Below are 19,733 nucleotides of genomic sequence, written 5' to 3'. Positions count from 1 at the left end.
TATCGGCCAATACCTGATGGGCTACTACAACTGGCAGCGACCGCATCAATACAACGGTGGATTACCCCCTGCTGAAGCAGAGGAAAATCCTAAACTACTGTCCGGGATTAGTTGACCACTACACTTTGAGGTTATTCAAGGCAGTGAAGGGGTTTTTACTCTGACCCCAAATATCTTTACTCTGACCCCAAATATCCATCGACGGTGCTTGTGATTTGTTCCCAGACCTCACCGGCGTCAGGTAACTGCGGGTCGCAGACAGCGGATAGGGTAGCCTCCGGCGGCTTATCGTCCAGCCCCAGTTCAGCGTAAAGTGTCTCCAGGTCCCGGAGGCTTTCACAAGCTTCATACAGCTCGTAGCTGGTCCCGGCAATCAGTACTGCCACACCCAGGTAGGGGATGGCCTCTCCCGGGATAGCGGCAATACTCCGGGTGGCCACCCGCCGGGTCCGGGCGCTGAGGCGACTACCAAACTTGCGCACAGCCACCTTGCGCTTCGCCGCTGAGGTTTTCTGCTGCCTGATCATTTTGTCCTTGCCTGCCAGGCGCTGGTTCATCATGCCGGTGACTGTCTGTATTCCCAGGGCGGAACTGATCAGCCCGGAGACGGCGGCATTGAAGGCTACGCTGGTCAGGGTGAGGATATTGGTCGCGAGGAGGGTCAGGAACAGGCCCGTAAGCAACAGGCGGCGAAGCAGGGTAAGCATGGCGGTTCTCCACGGCAACGATGTCGCCCGGGTGCTGGGGGGCGGAATAAGATTCCAATGTCCATGATTGGAATTGTTGCAGATATGGGAGTGCCGGTCGATTCCGGTCGGAGGGGTCACGTTAGCCGTTTCTCCCACCGAACAGTGAGAGAAACGGCCTCAGTGGTCAAACTACTTGATATACAGCATTTCCTGGTACTTGGGCAGAGGCCAGAGCTCATCGGCCACGTAGCCCTCCAGGGTATCGGCCGCTGCGCGAACCTCGTTCATCCGCGGCAGGATCTCGGTGGCGCAGAACTGCATGTGCTCTTCAGTCGAAGCGAAGCCCTCCCGGCCCATGACCTCCTCGAGGTTGGCTATCGTGGTGCTCAGCTGGTTAATCTGTGCGGCAACGGCTTTGGCGATAGAGCTGTCCAGTTCAACACCCAGTGCAGCCAGGTTCTGGGCAGTAGCAGCCAGTTCCGCCAGGTAGGCGTTACTCGCCGGGTAGATCATGGTTCTGGCCATGTCGATAACCAGCTTGGCTTCTACCTCGATGGAAAGTATGTATTGCTCGGCATAAACCTCAAACCGGCTTTCCAGTTCCAGCGGGCTGAGCACCCCGGTGCTGGAAAACAGTTCAACCACGGAAGCTTCCCGCAGCGCTGGCAGCGCGTCAGCGGTGGTCGGGATGTTCTTCAGGCCGCGCTCTTCCACGGCAATCCGGTGCCACTCCTCGGAGTAGCCGTCGCCACCGAACACCACGTTGCCGTGCTCGTTCATCAACTTTTTGAGCACCTTAACCACCGCTTCGGCCTGGCTGGCCCCGCCTTCCAGTGCAGGCTCAAGCTCGGCGGCAATCCAGTTTAGCGAGTCCGCAAGCATGGTATTCATCGCCACCAGGGGGCCCGACACGGACTGGGAGGAACCGACTGCCCGAAACTCAAACCGGTTGCCGGTAAAAGCAAAAGGCGAAGTGCGGTTGCGATCACCGGGGTCGCGTTCAAACTTGAGTATCTGTGACAGGCCAAGGTCCATTTCGCCGCCGCCCGCGCTGGTGTGGATATTGCCTTCCTTGATGTCGTTGAACACCTGCTCCAACTGATCACCGAGATAAACCGACAGAATGGCGGGAGGGGCTTCATTCGCTCCCAGCCGGTGGTCGTTGGAGGCGGTGGCGATCACCGCCCGCAACAGGGGGCCATGAAGGTGTACTCCGCGGATCACGGCCCCGCAGAACAACAGGAACAGCAGGTTCTCGTGGGGGGTGGAGCCCGGATCGAGCAGGTTACCCTGGGTGGAATTGCCCACCGACCAGTTAACGTGCTTGCCGGAGCCGTTGACGCCGGCAAAGGGTTTTTCGTGCAACAGCAGCATGAACCCGTGTTTTTTGGCGGTCGCCTTCATCAGGGTCATCATCAGCTGCTGGTGATCTGCCGCGACATTGGCCGCTTCAAAATAGGGCGCTATCTCAAACTGTCCCGGTGCCACCTCGTTATGGTGGGTCTTGGCAGGAATGCCCAGCTTGTAAAGCTGGTCTTCGAAGTCCTGCATGAAAACCTGCACTCGCGCAGGTATCGCGCCAAAGTAGTGATCGTCGAACTCCTGTCCTTTGGGAGGTGGGGCGCCGAACAGGGTACGGCCCGCCAGCAGCAGGTCGGGTCGGCTATTGGCGAAGTTCGCATCTACCAGGAAGTATTCCTGTTCCGCACCGCAGCTGGAGTTGAGGGGTGCGATGTCGCTTTCGCCCATCAGTTTTAGAACTTCCTGCCCGGCCTTGTTCATGGCCGCATTGGAGCGCAGCAGCGGAATCTTCTTGTCCAGCGCCTCCCCGGTCCAGGACATGAACACACTCGGAATCATCAGTGTGGCGCCATTGTCGGTGTGCATGATGTAGGCGGGGCTGGTGGGGTCCCAGGCGGTATAGCCGCGTGCGGCGTTGGTCATGCGCAGGCTGCCGTTGGGGAAGGATGAGCCGTCCGGCTCGCCCTTGATCAGCAGGCTCCCGGAAAATTCCGTGATCGCACCGCCGTCGGAATTGGTCACGATAAAGCCGTCGTGTTTTTCGGCGGTAATATTGGTCATCGGGTAGAACACGTGGGAGAAGAACTTGGCACCCTTGGAAACTGCCCACTCCTTCATCGCGGCAGCCACCACATCGGCGGTCGCCGGGTCCAGCGGCTCCCCGGTCTGCACGGTCTTCTTGATCGATTTGAACGCGGTTTTCGACAGCGCCCACTCCATCCGGCGCAGGTCGAATACGTCTTCCGCCCAGATGTCGCCGAGATAATCAGTGGGTGTCACCGTGCTGGGGGCACGGTTGGTGATGGTGTTAATGGCCTGTTGGCGACCCGGATTTGCGCTCATGCTGATTCCTCACTGTGGATGAATGACCTCGAGAAGCCGCACCATAATGGGGAAGGCAGGCTGTCGATCAGACGACTGGGTACCCAGGCTGCAACATTCAAGCCAATCTCTGGTGATTTCGCTAAGTCCATGCTTTCAATCGAATAAATTTGGCGTCCCGCGACTAAAGGAGGTTAACGGGGAGAGCAGCATCGGGAAAATGCTGCACCATGGTGCGTCGGGGGAAGTGGGTTAGCAGCGGTAACCAGGCGGTCACTGCCGAACCTGGCTGTGGCACTTGCGGAAAAGGGTTAATAAGGGTGAATAACGCAAAAACAAAAAGGGCCCCGGAGGGGCCCTGTCGTGAAAGGTATTCTGGTTTAGTCGACTTGGACTTCCACCAGGGTCAGGCCCATAAGACCGGCGTCACCGGTGTGAGACACCGCGCCCATGTAGCTGCCAGTTGTAAGTCCGGACCAGCTGACATCGATGGTGCCAGTAGCGCCGAGAGTTGCTGATGTCGGCGCCGCATCAACGCTCAGGCTGCCGCCCGGTGCCAGCGGTACTGCCCAGAAGTGCAGGGTGTACGGCAGGGACTCACTGGGTACAGACCAGCCGTGTACAACCATGGTGTAGGTATCATCCGCCGGGAGAAACAGCTCGATCAACTCGTCCGTCCCGCCATTGGTGCTGGAGGCAATGATGTTGCCGCCTGAGTTTTCCAGGAACAGGTCGATGTCGTCATCTCCCGGGATTGCCAGCTGCCAGCGAACGAAGCCTGCCCCGGCGATCGGGAAGTCGATCTTCTGTACGCCAACGGGGCTATCATCAGGACTGGGATAGGTCTGGTCCGGATCCTGGCCAATGTTGTCCGAGGTCGGCGCATCTGCAACCAGGCCGTGGGGCGCGGCGCTGTAAGAGCCGGTGTAACCAAAGGTCACCTCAATGCTGGCAGAACCTTCCGCACCGCTGCCAGTCACGACCGGGGGCGCGCTGAACAGTGCACCGCGCACCGCAAGGGGGCTGCGAACGTCATAGTTGCCGGTAGAGTCGGACCAGGTCAGTGAGCCAACACGCCACTCGCCCACAGGCGCGCTGACATTGGTGGCAGTCACCTCAAAGCTGGCGCTCTGGCCGGGCTTGAGCCGGATAGATGAGGGGTTGACCGTCACTTCGTAGCCGTCGGGTGCATCAACAGACGCGTTATAGGTCCGCCAGCCCTGCTCGGAGGCCACGCTGGTTACCGTCCGTACCACCGTCTTTGTGCCCACCACGCTGGCCATGGTGATGGAGGGGTAGTTGAGGTTGGCCGCTTCAGTGTAAAAGCCACGGGATAACAGTTGGTCGCAAAAGGCGGGATCGACAATTCCCCAATCCTGGCCACACATAAGAGCAAGGTAGTCTAAAAAGCCCGCGTCATACACCAGGCCCGGCTGGAAGGCTGAACCCTTGTGGCCCTTGTTGCCCAGTTCCATATGCCCCGCGCCCATGGCGAAGGGTCCGGCCGGGGTAGTGCGGTCGTTATCCACCACGCCCTGGCTGGCCGTGGTCATGATTGCAGACCTGGCCATGGCCGGGGTCCAGTCCGGGTGAGCCTGCTTGATCAGCGCGAAGGCGCCGGCCACGTGGGGGCTGGACATGGAGGTGCCACCGATAGCCTGGAACAGCTCACCGGGTACGCCGCCAATCGGGAAGGGCGAGTTACCCGCCAGTACCTGGAAGCCCACGCTGGTAATGTCCGGCTTGAGGATATCCGGCAGGATGGGGTTGGGGCCGCGGGAGCTGAAGATGGCCATGGAGGGTGCAGAGTTCCACTCGCCGGACTGCTCACCAATGATCGCGGCGGTCGGCTCGGTGGTGGTCGCAATATAGTCCTTGATCGCCAGGCCTGGGGTCTGGTCGATATGCACCGCGGGGGTGGCGTGGTTATCCGTGGACAGGTTGTCCTCGTCGCTGTTGTTGTAGAGGATGGTGCCGACACCGCCGGCCATTGCTACAGCCTGGCTCTTGCCGACCCGGGCGATGGCGCCGCGGCGACAAAGTACTACCTTGCCGGCAACGATATTGGCGTCCAGCGTGCCAGGGATACAGAGGTCGCCCCCGGCGAACTCGGCGTCAACCAGCGGTGCCGCCGGCAGCCCCTGGGTGATGGACGCGCCCGCGTATTCGGAGCCGTTACCAAGCACCACGGTGCCCTGCATAAAGCGAGTCTGGGTGTTGGCGCCCACGGTGGTCATCCAGGGCATGACGCCCGGACTGCCCAGGGTGGATGCGCCGGGGCCGGAGTTCCCCGCCGAGGTGGCGACGTGCACGCCCGCTGCTTCGGCAAACAGGAACGCGATGTCATCCACACCGGGTTCACTGGCGCCCCCGCCGATGGAATAGTTGATAACATCCACGCCGTCGGCCACGGCCTGGTCGATTGCACGGGCGAGGTCAGAGGTGAAGCCGCCGAGCGTGCCGAGGCCCTTGTAGGCGATGATGTGGGCCCGCGGGGCGATGCCCGATACGGTGCCCCGGGGAATGCCGAACATGCTGGCTTCCACACCGGCGTTACCGGCAGCGGTGGACGCGGTGTGGGTGCCGTGACCGTCGTCATCCCGGGCGGAATCAAATTCCTCGGGATCCGCGCCGATAAAGAAGCGGTAGGTATCGATCATCTGGCGGGCGCCGATCAGTTTGTTGTTGCACTCGAAGGGCGCGTCGTTGGCATTGTGGGTAGTGTTGCCGAACTCGCAGTTGGGCCGACTGTCATCCAGCGCCGGTGCGTCCGGGTAACTGCCATCATCGGCAAAGGAGGGGTGCTCCGGCCAGATGCCCGAATCAATGACGCCAACAATCACGCCTTCACCGGTGACGCCGGTCTGCCAGACGCTGGCGGGCTCGGTAAGGCCGATAAAGGTCGGGCTGGCATCGGTATCCAGATGACGCCAGGCATCTTCCATGACCCGGCTGACGCCCTTGGTGTTTTCCAGGCTAAGCCGCTGGGCTTCGGTCATTACCGCCGAAAAACCGTTCAGCGCGGCCGTATAGGAATTGGTCACGTTGGATGGGGAGATGCCGGCACTGCTCATCAACTTCTCCTGTTTGGCCAGCAGGTGCGCCTGGTATTTCTGCGCAGCCTTGCTGTTGGTGTCGAGTTTCTTGCCCCTGGCGGGTTTGGTTGCCGGGAGGCCGCTGATGTCTCCCTCGTAGGCCACCAGCGGCGCACTCTCCATGAGCACGATGTAGCTTTTTTTACCGCCGGCCAGGGCGGGCGGGCCAGAGGCCTGCTTGCCATCGGTCGAAGCGATGCCAGCCCCTGACCCGCCGACGACCATGGCCGCCGTCAAGGCCAGGGAGGCGACAAGCCTGATCCTGCGTGAGAAAAAGTGTGTATTAAATTGCATAAAAAGTACCTCTCCAAGGCGGGACCGTTGTTGCGGTGCTCGCGCCGAAGGTTAGAAGGATGTATCAATCGGGTTCCTGTCACTCACCAGCGCCGAAGAGCCGGGACCAGGTCAGGCACACCGTGGATTAACTGTACTGCTCCACGCGAACCGAGAAACAATCACCAGAACTGTTGTTGGTCTATAGTTATGGCCGTGCAAGGTGTGAATTGCGCAGCACAATGTAACGCTCACATTGAAGGCTGTGAGTAAACCGTACCCTTCCTAATAGTAGGCCCCGCTGGTCCCGTCAAGTAATTGAGCGTTATTATATTTGGTGCCAGCGGTTGCAGGCGGTTTGTCGAAGCGGGTCGACCGGGTGACGTAAGGATGGCAATTACATACGGGTTACTGGGAGGTTTCATTGCTGTACAGAATCATAGTGGGGCTCTTGTCCGGTGTGCTTCTTTTGCCGGCAATTACCGTGGCTGGGCAACCGGTGCAATCGGAGGCGGGTGCGACTGTGGATAAGCCGGGCAGCAATCCGCTGGTAGCACAGGCCATCGCGGACCTGACGGTGCGCGAGTCAATGTCTCCTGACGATATCGAACTTGTCAGTTTCGAGTCGGTCACGTGGCCGGATGCCAGCCTGGGGTGTCCACACCCGGGCATGCGTTATCGCCAGGTGCCAGTAGACGGAGCAAGAATCATCCTGCGCAGTAAGCTTGGTCTAAGCACCTATCACAGCGGCGGCGGTCGACCACCGTTTCCATGTCCCCGCTGGGAATTGGAATCTGGCAAGTCCGATAACACTGATAAGTGAGCGCGCACTCCTGCTGGCAGTCAGTCCAGGCGCGCTGGTAAACAGCCTGGCCGGCCTGTCAGTCCTCCACCAGGAAGCGCTGTAACTGCTGGCGCAACTGCTGGTTCTCACGATGCAAACGATCACGCTGGCGCAGCAGGTCCACCAGCATTGCCGTAGCGACCCAGTCCAGGTCGAGATCGCGGTGCAGCCGCACCGCCTTGTGCATCCATCTGGCGGAAGTGGTATCAAACTCCCAGTCACCTGCCTTGCCACCGGCAGCCGGGCGGGCAATTCCCTGTTCCACAATGGTGATGACCTGCTCTTCGGTCACTCCCTCGCGTTCGCAAAATTCTCTTGCGGTGATGCGCAGGATACTGGTGCTCATGCCGACGCCCTCCATTCTGCTCGCGGATCAAAGTCCAGTTCATCGGACAGGGACTGCCACAGCTCGCGGGCCCTGTCGCTGGATTTCGCAGGCATGGTTATTTTCAGTACGGCGTAGAGGTCGCCCCTGCCCGTTTTGCCGACCAGGCCTTTCCCCTTGATCCGTAGCTTGCGACCCGTCTGGCTGTCCGGGGCCACAGTCAACGTGACTTTGCTGTCCAGGGTGGGAACCGTTACTTTTGCCCCGAGGGCCGCCTCCCAGGGCGCCAGTGGCACAGTGACCAGCAGGTCGTGCCCCTGCACGTCGAACAGAGGGTGGGGGACCAGGCGAACATGGAGGTAGAGATCACCATCGGGCGCACCGCCCTGGCCCGGCACGCCCTGGCCGCGCAGGCGTATGCGTTCGCCTTCGCCGACTCCGGCGGGAATGGTGACCTTGAGGGACTTGCGACGGTTAACGCGTCTACCATTTTCGATGACCGGCAGTTCGTATTCCACAGGCTTCTGAGTGTCAGTCAAAGTCTCCTCGAGGAAAACGGGCATCTCGATCTCTACATCCTGGCCGCGCCGCCCTCGCTGGAAGCCTTGTTCAGCACCCCTCTCCCCGAACTCCGCGCCGAAAATGCTGTTGAAGAAATCCGAGAAATCGCCGCTGAAGTGGTGACTCCCGCCACCCGCCCGGGACTCCCACCCGGGGGGCGGTTCGAAACCGTGTCCGCCGCCGGCGGCACCGTAGCGCCGCAGTTCGTCAAACTCCGCCCGCCGGGTGTCGTCGCCCAGGACTTCCCAGGCTTCGGCGACTTCCTTGAATTTTCCCTCGGCTTCATCGCCAGGATTGAGGTCAGGGTGGAATTTGCGCGCCAGTCTGCGGTAAGCCTTTTTGATATCCGCTTTCTCCGCGTCTGGCTCCACCCCAAGGATGGCATAGTAATCCTTGAACTCCATAGCCTTTCTGCTCCTGCACTTTCAGCTATTAAAGCAGGCAGCGCGCATGCTGCCAATGCTTCGGGTTGGTCGGTCCCCGTTTGCCTGGAACAGAAACCAGACGGCAGTGACATGGGGCATACCGTTGCCGGCTATAAGTCTGGCACGGATTCTGGAATCCGCCCGCCTGACGCGCGCCACAGAGCCAACGACCCGGCGCGGTTCGGCGCACTACTAGGTCCGGAAATCGCTGATCTGGACTTCCGCGCCCAGGTCGGCGTAGTCACCTGCCGCCCGGCCCGCGCGGAACTCTCCCCAGTTGATCGGTCGGTAGCGAGGTGCCCCGCCCTGCAGGGCGCCTGGCAGTGGAGCGTAAACCGTGTCGTACCCGGGGTTGAGGAAGAAGGGCGCGCTGAAGCGCGAATCGCCGGGGTTTGCCAGCACACGGTGCAACGGCGCCCGATAGCGATCGTTCGACCAGACCTGGACGATATCCCCGATGTTGATGATCAGCGCACCGGGTTCCGCCTGTACCGTGTGCCAGTCGTCTCCGCGCAGAAATTGCAGACCTGGCTGTTCATCGGGCAACAGGACCGTGAGTGCACCGGCGTCCGTGTGGTGACTGATACCCAGGTGCTGGTCCGCTTGTGCGCAGGGCGGATAATAGTTGAGGCGGAGAAAACTGGAGTGTCCTTTGCCAAATTCCTGCTCCAGTGTGCCGCGGGACACACCCAGGCATTCGCCAATATCACCCAGCAGGATCAAAGCCAGGGCTTCGCTGGCGGCGTAGTAGGCCTCCACGGTCTCCCTGAAGCCTGGGAGGGCTTCCGGCCAGCGCGGCCGCGCGCCAGCGAACGGGCCAGCCGCAGCGTAAGGGCCAACATCAAAAATCTGCTTCCAGTCGCGCGCATTCTTGGTGAGCTCCCGGTCGTAGAAGCCCCAGGGGTTGTCCGCCGTGCGCTCGATGTCCAGCTTGTCCCGGTAGGGCAGGGCGAAAAAACGCTGCATGTCAGCCAGCACGCTGCGGCACAGGTCATCACCGAGGCCGTGACAGCGCAGCTGGAAGCAGCCCCAGTCCCGGCATGCGACGTCCAGCGCGTCCAGCCAGCCGGCGTGCCCTCGCTGGGTGAGATCTAGTATGGGGAGCATTGGTGGTTGTTGTTGGTAGCGAGAGCCATGGTCCTGACGGTATCAGTATTTCACGAGTTCAATAGTGACTTCAAAAGTCTGGCGGCGATGATTGCGCCAATGCTGGAATCACTTTTACCAGACCGCCGATGTTACTATTATCTGGCTTCGGAGGGGTTGATTTCCAGCGGATGACAGGGCGGAGCCAGCGCCACTGTGCTCAGCTCGAGGCAGCATCCAGTGATGCAGTAGGATCAGCCCTACAAGAGACATCATTGTCGCCGAGACCACGTTGCCGGGAGACAGCGCGTCCGTCCTGGTCCAGAAAATTGCCGGGATCATCACCCACTGGCGACAGCTCGTGGGTGACGCCGTCGGAGCGGGTGATGGTGACCTGGCCCTGGCGCTGGCTGAACGTGCACGGAATCATGACGTCGGTATGATCCTCACCCGCAGGGTAAATGGCGCAGGCGGCCTCTGTCGAGTCTGCCGCTACCGTGGCCGCCCAGCCAGCTGCCAGGAAGCCGATCAAGTATTTGACCGAATGCATGGTTGAGCCTTCCGGGTTGACGCTCTAGGGCCTGGTCGCCGTCGGTCCTGCAATCGCCATGGCTTTCTGGTACGCGGGACGAGCCGCAATCCGGGCGACATAAGCCTGGGTATTGGGGAGAGTTTCATCGATCTTCCTGGCCCCCAGGGCGGTAAGCGAGGTCAGGTTGAACATGGACATGATGTCCGCGCAACTGAACTGCGGTCCCCCGAGGTACTCCGATTCCCCGAGCCGTGCCTCCAGTGCGCGATAGAGTCCATCTTCCCGCCGCTGGGTGGTGGTCAGTATCAGGTTGTCCGCCCCGGGCTCGGCACCCGCGGCTTTGGCGGCCAGCTTGACGAACAACGCCGACTGCAGGTTGTTGTTGAACTGCATCCAGAACAGGTAGTGGGGATAGTCCGGGCTGTCTACCGGCACCGAGAGGCGTCCCTCCCCGTACTTTTGGGAGATGTATTCGACGATCGCGGTTGACTCGGCCAGCGTCACGTCGCCGTCGGTAATCACGGGTGCCGTCCCGGCCGGGTGTAGCGCGCGATATTCAGGGGTCGCCAGGAAGTCCTCGCCCCGGTCGTACCACTTGAGTTCATAGGGTAGTTCGAGCTCCTCCATAAGCCAGACTATTCGGTCTGACTGTGAAACACCCAGATGATGGATGGTGATCATGGCTTTCTCCTTGTTACGCTCGTCATGGCGATGTCGGTGAATACGGCCGCTGCTGGATAAGGCGGCCGTTGCGTTGCCGCCACCCCATATGGGGATACCACAATACTGCCATTACCGATGAATTTGTATCGAATATTGAGCGCCTGGCGCCGTCTGCCACAGACTGGGGCTGTGGCGTCGCTATCAGCTACGCGCGCATGTCGGCTGGGCGGCGCCATCTTGATATATTTATAAGCAAGCTTATAATAAGCCCGCTCTGGAAAAGTCGATAGCGAATGGATAGCAAGGATCACACCGCTACATTGAGTTTCGAGCTGCACAGCTCTGGCCGCCTGCTGCGGCGCAATTTTGACCGCCGCGCCAGGGATCATGGCCTCAGTCGGTCGCGCTGGCAGGTGCTGTGGCATTTGGCCCGCGATGAAGGCATTAAGCAGGCCGAACTGGCCGACCGTTTGGACGTTGCCCCCATTAGCCTGACCCGCCAACTCGACAACCTCGAGCAGGAAGGGTTGGTAGCGCGCCGGCGCGACGAACAGGATCGCCGCTGCTTCCGCGTTTACCTTACCGAGGCGGCACAACCGGCCCTGGCCATTCTTCGCGAGTTGGCGCAGGAGGTACGGGAGCAGGCCTTTGATGGCCTCAGCGAACAGGAAGTCATGCAGTTACAGCAGTTGTTGACCCGGGTTAGGCAGAACCTGGGCTCCGAGGAGAAGTAAGTCTTTGAGTCGTTCATCTCGATTTTGGTCGCACCTTGGCATGGGCTCAGGCCTGTTGGTCGCCACGGCGGTGGTGGCCTGGCTGGTGTTAGGCGGCCGCGGCAGTGTGCAAACCGCGAATGCCTATATCAAGGCTGACAAATTTTCATTGGCGACCGACGTCGCTGGTATCGTCGCCGAGGTGTTGGTGCGCGCCAACCAGCGCGTGGAGAAGGGGCAGCTACTGGTGCGGCTGGACGATACGCCCTTTCGCCTGGCGGTGGAGGAAGCAGAAGCCCACCTGATGCAGGTACGTAACCAATTGCTTGCACGCCGGGCGGATTACGCCGAGGCGGAAGCTGCTCTGGAACAGGCCCAGCGTGATGCGGAATACTACCAGCGTCAGCTGCAGCGCAATGAGAAAATGGGGCCGGTGGCAATCTCGGAGGCAGAATTGGATGAAGCCCGGCAGCAGCTGGCGCGCGCCCGATCCCGGATATCCATCTACCGCCAGAAGCTGTCCAGTCTCGGTGCCGAACTCGGTGGCGATAACACCACGCCGCTGGACGACCAGGCGGACCTGCAGGTCGCCCAGGCCCAACTCGACAACGCCCGCTACAAACTGTCCCGCACTGAAATTCATGCTCCGGTCGATGGCCTGATTGCCAATGAGGTGCCCCAGGTTGGTGAAATGGCGCCCTCCGGCATCACCCTGCTGAGCATGCTGAGCACGGCAGACATCTGGGTGGAAGCGAATCTCAAGGAAACCCGGCTGGCAGGGGTGGAAGTGGGCCAGCAGGCCACCGTGGTGGTCGACGCCTACCCCGGTGTGGAGTGGCCGGCAATCGTCGAAAGCCTCAGCCCTGCGGTGGGTTCCGAGTTCGCCCTGATCCCGGCCCAGAACGCTAGCGGTAACTGGGTCAAAATCGTACAGCGGGTGCCGGTGCGCCTGCGCCTGCTCGCTGCGGAAGAACAGAAGGTGCCGTTGCGCGCGGGCTTGAGTGCCGAGGTGCGCATCGATACCAGCCAGCCCGGCAGCAACTCCGGTGCCGCGGCTGCTGAATCGCAGGTTGTTTTTAACCAGTGACGGACAAAAAGCGCGGCAACGTCCTGCTTATTACCGTCAGCATCATGCTGGCGACGATTATGCAGGTGGTGGACACCACGATCGCCAACGTAGCACTGCCACATATGCGCGGCAGCCTTGGTGCGGGGGTCGAACAGGTGACCTGGATCCTGACCTCGTACATCGTGGCCACCGCCATTATGACCCTCCCGGTCGGCTACCTGGCCCAACGCTTCGGCCGGCGCAATGTATTCCTTTGGTCGATCATCGGCTTCACGATCAGTTCCATGCTTTGCGGACAGGCAAACTCACTGACGGAGATGGTGGTCTGGCGCCTGCTGCAGGGCCTGTTTGGTGCCTCGCTGGTGCCGTTGTCGCAGGCTACGCTGCTGGACGTATTCCCCCGCGAAAAGCTCGCTTCCGCTATGGGTATCTGGAGCATGGGCGTGATGGTGGGGCCGGTACTTGGCCCGACGCTTGGCGGATGGTTGACCGATACCTACTCGTGGCGCTGGGTTTTCTACATCAATGTGCCCCTCGGGGTGCTTTCCACCATAGGCATTTTTATCTCCATGCCGGATTCGAAACCTGGCACCCGGCGTTTTGATCTCCGGGGCTTCGCCTTTCTCGCCCTGGCCGTGGCGACGCTGCAGTTGTTGCTGGATCGGGGCGAGCAGGTAGATTGGTTCCAGTCACTGGAAGTGCAGCTCTATGCCGTGCTGTCGGTGCTGGGCCTGTATCTTTACCTGGTCCACAGTGCGACCAGCAACAACAGGTTTCTCTCTCCGGACCTGTTTCGCGACCGTAATCTGGTAGCAGCGGTAGTATTCATCTTTGTGACAGGTATTGTGATGCTGGCCACCATGGCCCTGTTGCCGCCTTTTTTACAGCAGTGGAAGGGCTATCCTGCCGCCAGCGCCGGCCTGGTGATGATGCCTCGCGGTATCGGTACGATGATTTCCAGCCTGCTGGTGGCGCGCTTCCTGCGATATTTTGATGCCCGCGCAGTCATTCTCGCCGGCTTGGCCCTGGTCACCGTATCACTCAAGAGCATGGCCGGGTTCAACATGGAAGTGGGGCAGCGGGATATCGTGATAACGGGGCTGCTGCAGGGCTTTGGTCTCGGCCTGGTGATAGTGCCCACCTCGACCCTGGCGTTTGCCACCTTGTCTCCGGCACTGCGCGACGAGGCCAGCGGCCTGTACAGCCTGGCACGCAACCTCGGCAGCAGTATCGGCGTGTCGATCGTGATGGCTGTATTGTCACGCAGCCTGTGGATCAACCAGCAGGAGCTTGGCGCCCGAGTGCAGATGTCCCCCGAGTTGGCCGAAGCCTTGCGCAGCGGCACCGATGGAGCTTTGGCGGTGCCGGCGTCGGTGATGAACGAAGTCAACCGTCAGGCAGCAGAAGTCGCTTATGTGAATGATTTCCACATGCTGATGCTGATCAATCTCCTGGCTATGCCGTTGGTGTTGATGCTCGCGAACCCGGACCGCGCGGCTGCTGGCGTACTCTCCCGTTTTTCGATCAGTCGTATCCGGCAATTTGTTTCCATGAGCCAGAGATAAAAAAGCCCCGCCAGTAGCAGGCCGGCGGGGCTATGGGTGATTGCCGGAGCGCTGCTGCGACAGCGGAAGCATCCTTCGGTAGTTATGCCAGGTTGGCGTTCACGAAGTCCCAGTTCAGCAGGGCCCAGAAGGCGTCCATGTACTTGGGGCGCGCGTTGCGATAATCAATGTAATACGCGTGCTCCCAGACATCGACTGTCAGCAGAGGCTGGTCGTTTCCGGTTAGCGGTGTTTCTGCGTTGCTGGTGTTGACGATCGCAACGGAGCCATCGGGTTTCTGTACCAGCCAGGTCCAGCCGGAGCCAAAGTTGCCGACTGCGCTGGCCGTGAATTCTTCCTTGAAGTCCCCAAAGGAGCCGAAAGCGGCGTTGATCTTCTCCGCCACGGCGCCCGTGGCTTCACCACCGCCATTCGGGCTCAGGCAGTTCCAGTAGAAGGTGTGGTTCCATACCTGGGCGGCGTTATTGAATACGCCACCGCTGGAATTCCTGACGATGGTTTCCAGGTCCGCGTCCTGCAGGTCAGTTCCCTCGATGAGCGGGCCCAGCTTGTCGACGTAGGTGGCGTGGTGTTTGCCGTAGTGGAATTCCAGGGTCTCCTGGGAAATATGCGGTTCAAGTGCGTTCTTCGCATACGGTAATTCGGGAAGTGTAATAGCCATGGCGATTTAACTCCTGTGTTGTGGTTGGCAGAAAAGATACTGGTGCGCTAAATGGCTGCGCACGGTACGGAAAGTTGGTGACGATTGGGATATCTCAGGATGCCAATCATTGTCGCCAGATTCAACTGGGTGGCCGGAGGCGAATCGGCCGGGACGTTACCTCAAAATGTCAGGAATTGCTTGCCGTTACAATCCAGCAACTGGCAGCCAGGTTGACGGTTTCCCCGTCGTAGTAAGGCATGACGGCCTCGCGGATGGCACTGCGGGTGGTTTCCACCAGTTCCGGGGGCGCGTCTTTCAACAGGCGCGACACCGGGCCAGCTTCGATGAAGAAGTCGCCGATCCGTTCGCTTTCCATGCCGTGACCAAAACGCATGGTGGGCTGGTATGAGGCGATGCTGATGTTCGAATACCCCGCCAGGCTCAGTGCCCGATCGACGAACTCCGGATCGGAAAGCCCGAACGGCCCCGGGGCGTTCGGTGGCATGGGCTCCGGCTTGGGCAGGTGTTGCAGCGCCGCGCTCATGGGTACGGTGATCCATTCGTTACCCGCTACCGGAGCCCAGCAGATAAATGCCAGCCGGCCTCCGGGCTTCAGTGCCCGGCGGATATTGGCGAATGCACCGGCGGGGTCGGCAAAAAACATAACGCCGAAACGCGAGAACATGACATCAAACGCGCTCTCCTCAAAATTGTGGATACTGGCGTCCGTTTGCTGGAAGGTAATTGCTCGGCGGATATTATCAGGGAGTGTCTGCACCTTGCTCTGTGCCACTTCCAGCATGGGGCCGGAGATATCGACTCCCAGCACCCGGCCTGCGGGGCCGGTGCTGTGGAGGAGCGCCAGCGAGGTGTCGGCACACCCGCAACCGATGTCCAGCACGGCTTCTCCCGCCCGCACGGCTGCCGCCTTGATAGCTTCCTCGCCAATGGGGCCGAGAGTCTTTTCCATCTGGGCATTGCGCTCCGCCCAGCCCTGGCCGGCTTCGCCGTCCCAGTACTCGATCTGTTCACGGTTGTCCTGAGAATTATTGGTCATGGTGTCTGTCCCTTTTTGTAATAAAGCAGCGCCTACAGCGACTCGAGCAGGGTTTTGTCGACCCTGGACAGGTCTCCAAGAACGGCGAAGTCCACGTATTGTACCGATTGCTGTATTGCCTGCTGGACTTGCGCTGGAGTGATATTGGGTAGTTCGTTGATTACCGCTTCCAGCCTCTCCCAGCCGCCACTGCTCAGCTCGTAGGAGCCGAGCTTTTCAGCCAGGCCCGCCGGGTCCTCCATCTGCATCAGCAGTGCGGTGCGTAAAGACTCCGCGTGGTTGAGCACTTCCTCCGGCGTCAGGGACTGCTCGGCGAGTCGTGCTACCGTGCGCTGAATAACCGGCAGAGCCGAGTTCGGCTCGGCCGTGGTGAGGTAAAGAAACCCGGCATTGGGTCTGTCTCTGCGGATACCGGCAGACACGGCATAGGCCAGGTTTCGCCGGGTGCGAATTTCCTCCCAGAGTTCCTGGGACAGGATACGATGGGCCAGCAGATGTGCCGCATAATCCCCGGACGCGGGATCGATAGCGGGAAACAGCCCCTGAATGTAGACCGTTGGCAACTCGCGCTGCTCCAGCAGCGGCGTGGGCTCTTCGATGCCGGCCACCGCAGCGACCCCGGGCGCCGGAGTGCCGGCCCTGAGATCGCCGAGTGTGGGCTCGAGCAGACGCTCCACTGTAGCGCGGTCTATGTCGCCGGCAATCGAAATAAGCAGCCGGGACCGATTGACTATCTCAGCGTGCTTTCGCGCCAGGTCGTCGACGCCAAAGGACAGGAGAGTCGCCTTGTCTCCCAGCGGATCCAGTGCCAGAGCGTGGTCACCATAGTGGGCCTGCGCAGCCAGCGACCTGAGCCGTGAGTCCGGATCAGCGAAGTTGCTGGCCAGGGCTGATAGCTGGCGTTCGCGGGCGAGGTCGAGCTCCTCATCGGTGAATTCAGGCTGAGCCAGTGCATCGAGAAAAATGGCCAGGCTGTCTTCCCTGTGCTCGGCGATAGCGTCGAGGAGGAAGATTGAGCTTGCGCCCTCGACCTGATGGCTCAATCGGGCCCCCAGACGGGTCAGCTCCCTGGCCATGGTGGCCTTGTCAAAAGTTTCCGTCTGCTTGCTCGCAACTGCCCAGACAAGATTTTCCAGCCCTGCATCAGCGGGTGCCGTGGCGCCCAGGCCTCCCCGGAAAAACGCGGCGACCGCCACTGTCGGTGAAGAAGGCAGTTGCCGGAGCAGTACCGGTACACCGGCAATCTCGAATTCCTCGGTAACGGCACCTGTCTCCTTCTGCGCAGTCAGCGCTGTTTCCGAACTCCCCGTCGCCGGCCGTATGACCCTGGCGTCTGCCAACAGCGATACCGTGTCCAGGTCCTCTTCTGCAACCAGGGCCGCCGTGACATGGGGTTTGTCGTGGATATAACGATCAACGTAGCGGTTAATGTCCTTGCGGGTGACTTTGCGCAGGTCGTCTATATAGTTGCGATAGTAGTCCAGGCCACCGGTCGCCCACCAGAAAGCCACTGTGTGGGCGTAGTTACTGGGCTGCTGGCGCCCGCGCAACTCGGAGTACTCCAGTTGATTCTTGGCGAAGGCGAGCTCTTCGTCAGTGAAATACACCGCAGATGTCAATGCCTCGATCTCTGCTCGCGCAGCAGCGTGGGCTTCATCCAGTCGTTCTGCTGAAGTCACACCGATAAAGGAGATAGGTCCCGTGTGAACCTGGGAGAGATAACTCAGGGTGGTGTAGTCGAAAAGACCGGACTCAACCAGTCGACGATTCCAGCCCGAGTCGGGTTGCGACAGGATGAAGGAGAGCACGTCCGCAGCGTAGGTCGATGCGGGGTCCTCTTTCATGCCCGGACCGTGCCAGGAGATGTTCAGGATAACCCGCTGCACCGGCTGCACAACCGCCAGCCTGGAACTGCGGCTGAGAGCTTTGTGCGCGGGGACGGGAAAACGCACCGATGGGTCTTTGGATCGCGCCCAGCTGCCGAAGAATTCCTCGGCGAGTTCGTACGGTTCTTGCGGATCGACGTCCCCGGAGAAGATCAGGGCGCTGTTATTGGGAATATAGTAGTGTTCCCTGAACAGCATCATCTGCTCGCGTGTGGCGGTGGCGAGCACATTACGGTCACCGATGACATTCTTGCGCGAGAAGTTGTCTCCCCACAAAACACGGTCGACTTCGCGACGCAGGTGGAAACTGGGGTTTGCCTCGTTGCGATCGAACTCGCCGAGAACCACCGGGCGCTCGCGTTTCAGTTCATCCCGCCGAAACAGCGGGGTTAACAATGCATCCCGCATGAAGATCGTAGCCTCGCGCAGCCGGTTGGAAGGCAGGGTGAAATAGTAGTTGACCAGTTCCTGGCTGGTGGTTCCGTTGAAAATGGCGCCAAGCTCCCGGGTACGGTTGAGGAAAGCTTCCTGGGTAGGAGTGGCCTTGTTGCCCTTGAAAAACATGTGCTCGTAGAGGTGCGACAAGCCATCGAGTTCCGGCGGTTCAACAAACGCACCCGCATGAACTGCAATCTCCACGGTCACCAGCGGTACCGTGGGATTCTCGATGACGATGACCTCCAGGCCGTTGGCCAGGGTCCTCGAGGACAACCCCGGAATATCGCCCGCCATTGTGCCACCGCTCAGGCCCGTTAACAGGATAGCGAGGTACAGGCAGAGGCGAAATTTCGCGCGTCGGGTCATGGCGGGAATCTCCGTCAAATATTTGGGGTCAGAGTAAAAATTTGGGGTCAGAGTAAAAACTGCTAGTTAGCGATCATTGCTTAATCCAAGCTGGATCAGTTTTTACTCTGACCCCAAATCTGATCCCAAATCTGTCGTTGTTGCTCACTGTAGAGCACCATGTCCATTAGCGGCAACAGTTCAATGAACGCATGACTCCTGTCCGTTGACGACGGCCATTTGATATTTTCGGCTAAACTTGTCATCGGCAGTAGCGTAAAGCGGCAGGAGTCAGGGCTTGGATCGGATTATGCACAAAATGGAACATGCGGTGTTGGCAGTCATGGGCAGCGCCCAAATCGCCCGCATTGGGGAGACGCTGGCACAGGCGGATGGCCATGAGTAATACGCGCCTGTACCTGTACCTGTCCCTGATTCCACAGGGGCTGATTGCCTCCATGCTGGAGCCAGAGGAGTTTGGGCACTATTACGCGGTAGGCACACGGGTTCACTCACGGGGTGAGGCTATCTTTTTCGAGGTCGACCCTGCTGGCGTGCCGGCAGACGAATTCCCGCTGGAGTTGATCGGCGAACGCTGCGTTGCGCACCCGGACGGCAACCCGAAGAAGTCCGTATACCTGGCCATTTACCGGGTGCTTTCCCGGATACCGGTTTCCGCGCTGCGCAAGCTGTACCTGGTAACCCGGGACGGCCTCACCCTGGAACTGGCGCGATCGCAGTACGAGCCTGAGCCGGGACCCAGGGCTCACCTGTACCAGGAGTTCTGCCCGATCGATCCCATGGTTGCCAGCTGTCTGGAACCGAGGGATTTCTGTCGCGCAATCACCGACCCGAGTAAGCCGGTTCATGTGCCCCGCATCGCCTTTTCGCAGCTGGCCCTGGGGGGGCTGGCCGAGGATCCCTTGAACGGTGAGGCGGACGACCTGCCTTACCCTAATATGCAGCACCTCCGGGAAATTCTGTCCCGCTTGCTGGAGGGAAACAGCAAACCCAGCAAGTTATTCCTGAAACGGGTTGATGAGGGTGTTTATTACCGGACGATTCGAGGGGGGTTCTACGTCGGGGACCAGCAGGATTTTGCCTTTTACCGTTTTCCCTCTGTTGGCGAGCTGGAAGCGCATCACTTCCCGTGGTGGCGTTCGGCGCAGACCCTGTGATGA

Annotated in this window: 16 protein-coding genes; 5 read left to right on the top strand and 11 right to left on the bottom strand. The window is 60.2% G+C overall.

Features of this window, described 5'->3' with window-relative positions:
* Positions 1 to 176 precede the first annotated feature (176 nt).
* From E2F43_RS18725 to E2F43_RS19490, 3 genes are all read right to left on the bottom strand, one after another.
* Positions 177 to 707, bottom strand: coding sequence for a hypothetical protein (locus E2F43_RS18725; RefSeq protein ID WP_133215604.1), 531 nt, complete (start codon positions 705 to 707; stop codon positions 177 to 179).
* Positions 708 to 878: 171 nt separating this feature from the next.
* Positions 879 to 3,053, bottom strand: coding sequence for a glutamine synthetase III family protein (locus tag E2F43_RS18720; RefSeq protein ID WP_133215602.1), 2,175 nt, complete (start codon positions 3,051 to 3,053; stop codon positions 879 to 881).
* A gap of 359 nt (positions 3,054 to 3,412) precedes the next feature.
* Entirely contained in the window at positions 3,413 to 6,421 is a 3,009-nt protein-coding gene (locus E2F43_RS19490; protein WP_133215600.1) for a S8 family peptidase, read from the bottom strand.
* Positions 6,422 to 6,824: 403 nt separating this feature from the next.
* On the opposite strand from E2F43_RS19490, the gene E2F43_RS18710 reads away from it, so the two are divergent.
* On the top strand, positions 6,825 to 7,223 hold the full coding sequence (locus tag E2F43_RS18710) for a hypothetical protein (protein ID WP_133215598.1): 399 nt from the start codon (positions 6,825 to 6,827) through the stop codon (positions 7,221 to 7,223).
* 58 nt (positions 7,224 to 7,281) lie between these two features.
* On the opposite strand, the gene E2F43_RS18705 is transcribed toward E2F43_RS18710, so the two are convergent.
* The 5 genes from E2F43_RS18705 to E2F43_RS18685 form a co-directional block, all read right to left on the bottom strand.
* Positions 7,282 to 7,590, bottom strand: a complete 309-nt coding sequence (locus tag E2F43_RS18705) for a chaperone modulator CbpM (RefSeq protein ID WP_133215596.1) — start codon at positions 7,588 to 7,590, stop codon at positions 7,282 to 7,284.
* The gene (locus E2F43_RS18700; protein WP_133215594.1) at positions 7,587 to 8,534 is read right to left on the bottom strand and encodes a DnaJ C-terminal domain-containing protein; all 948 of its coding nucleotides are present in this window, start codon (positions 8,532 to 8,534) and stop codon (positions 7,587 to 7,589) included. Before E2F43_RS18700 ends, E2F43_RS18705 begins: the two co-directional genes overlap by 4 nt.
* A 213-nt stretch (positions 8,535 to 8,747) precedes the next feature.
* On the bottom strand, positions 8,748 to 9,662 hold the full coding sequence (locus E2F43_RS18695; protein ID WP_133215592.1) for an isopenicillin N synthase family dioxygenase: 915 nt from the start codon (positions 9,660 to 9,662) through the stop codon (positions 8,748 to 8,750).
* Positions 9,663 to 9,861: 199 nt separating this feature from the next.
* On the bottom strand, positions 9,862 to 10,191 hold the full coding sequence (locus E2F43_RS18690; protein WP_238947029.1) for a hypothetical protein: 330 nt from the start codon (positions 10,189 to 10,191) through the stop codon (positions 9,862 to 9,864).
* Between the two features lie 24 nt (positions 10,192 to 10,215).
* A complete protein-coding gene (locus E2F43_RS18685; protein ID WP_133215590.1) occupies positions 10,216 to 10,854 on the bottom strand; it encodes a glutathione S-transferase family protein in 639 nt (212 codons plus the stop codon).
* 275 nt (positions 10,855 to 11,129) lie between these two features.
* On the opposite strand from E2F43_RS18685, the gene E2F43_RS18680 reads away from it, so the two are divergent.
* From E2F43_RS18680 to E2F43_RS18670, 3 genes are read left to right on the top strand one after another with little or no spacing between them, the layout of a single operon-like run.
* Entirely contained in the window at positions 11,130 to 11,570 is a 441-nt protein-coding gene (locus E2F43_RS18680) for a MarR family winged helix-turn-helix transcriptional regulator (protein ID WP_133215588.1), read from the top strand.
* A 4-nt stretch (positions 11,571 to 11,574) separates the two neighbouring features.
* Positions 11,575 to 12,636 (top strand): HlyD family secretion protein, encoded by a 1,062-nt coding sequence (locus tag E2F43_RS18675; RefSeq protein WP_238947028.1) that lies wholly within the window; start codon positions 11,575 to 11,577, stop codon positions 12,634 to 12,636.
* Positions 12,633 to 14,183, top strand: a complete 1,551-nt coding sequence (locus tag E2F43_RS18670) for a DHA2 family efflux MFS transporter permease subunit (protein ID WP_238947027.1) — start codon at positions 12,633 to 12,635, stop codon at positions 14,181 to 14,183. The genes E2F43_RS18675 and E2F43_RS18670 overlap by 4 nt, the downstream gene beginning before the upstream one ends.
* 82 nt (positions 14,184 to 14,265) lie before the next feature.
* Here E2F43_RS18670 and E2F43_RS18665 read toward each other — a convergent pair whose 3' ends face one another.
* The 3 genes from E2F43_RS18665 to E2F43_RS18655 form a co-directional block, all read right to left on the bottom strand.
* Positions 14,266 to 14,844: a superoxide dismutase gene (locus tag E2F43_RS18665; protein WP_133215586.1), complete on the bottom strand. Its 579-nt coding sequence runs from the start codon at positions 14,842 to 14,844 to the stop codon at positions 14,266 to 14,268.
* 169 nt (positions 14,845 to 15,013) lie between these two features.
* Positions 15,014 to 15,883 (bottom strand): class I SAM-dependent methyltransferase, encoded by an 870-nt coding sequence (locus E2F43_RS18660; protein ID WP_133215584.1) that lies wholly within the window; start codon positions 15,881 to 15,883, stop codon positions 15,014 to 15,016.
* Between the two features lie 32 nt (positions 15,884 to 15,915).
* The gene (locus E2F43_RS18655; protein WP_133215582.1) at positions 15,916 to 18,573 is read right to left on the bottom strand and encodes a M16 family metallopeptidase; all 2,658 of its coding nucleotides are present in this window, start codon (positions 18,571 to 18,573) and stop codon (positions 15,916 to 15,918) included.
* 377 nt (positions 18,574 to 18,950) lie between these two features.
* Here E2F43_RS18655 and E2F43_RS18650 point away from each other — a divergent pair, with 377 nt between their 5' ends.
* The gene (locus tag E2F43_RS18650; protein ID WP_133215580.1) at positions 18,951 to 19,730 is read left to right on the top strand and encodes a hypothetical protein; all 780 of its coding nucleotides are present in this window, start codon (positions 18,951 to 18,953) and stop codon (positions 19,728 to 19,730) included.
* Positions 19,731 to 19,733: the final 3 nt, after the last annotated feature.

The sequence above is a fragment of the Seongchinamella unica genome, assembly GCF_004354085.1.
Classification (GTDB): Bacteria; Pseudomonadota; Gammaproteobacteria; order Pseudomonadales; family Halieaceae; genus Halioglobus; species Halioglobus unicus.
This window is presented reverse-complemented; position numbering and strand designations above follow the sequence as displayed.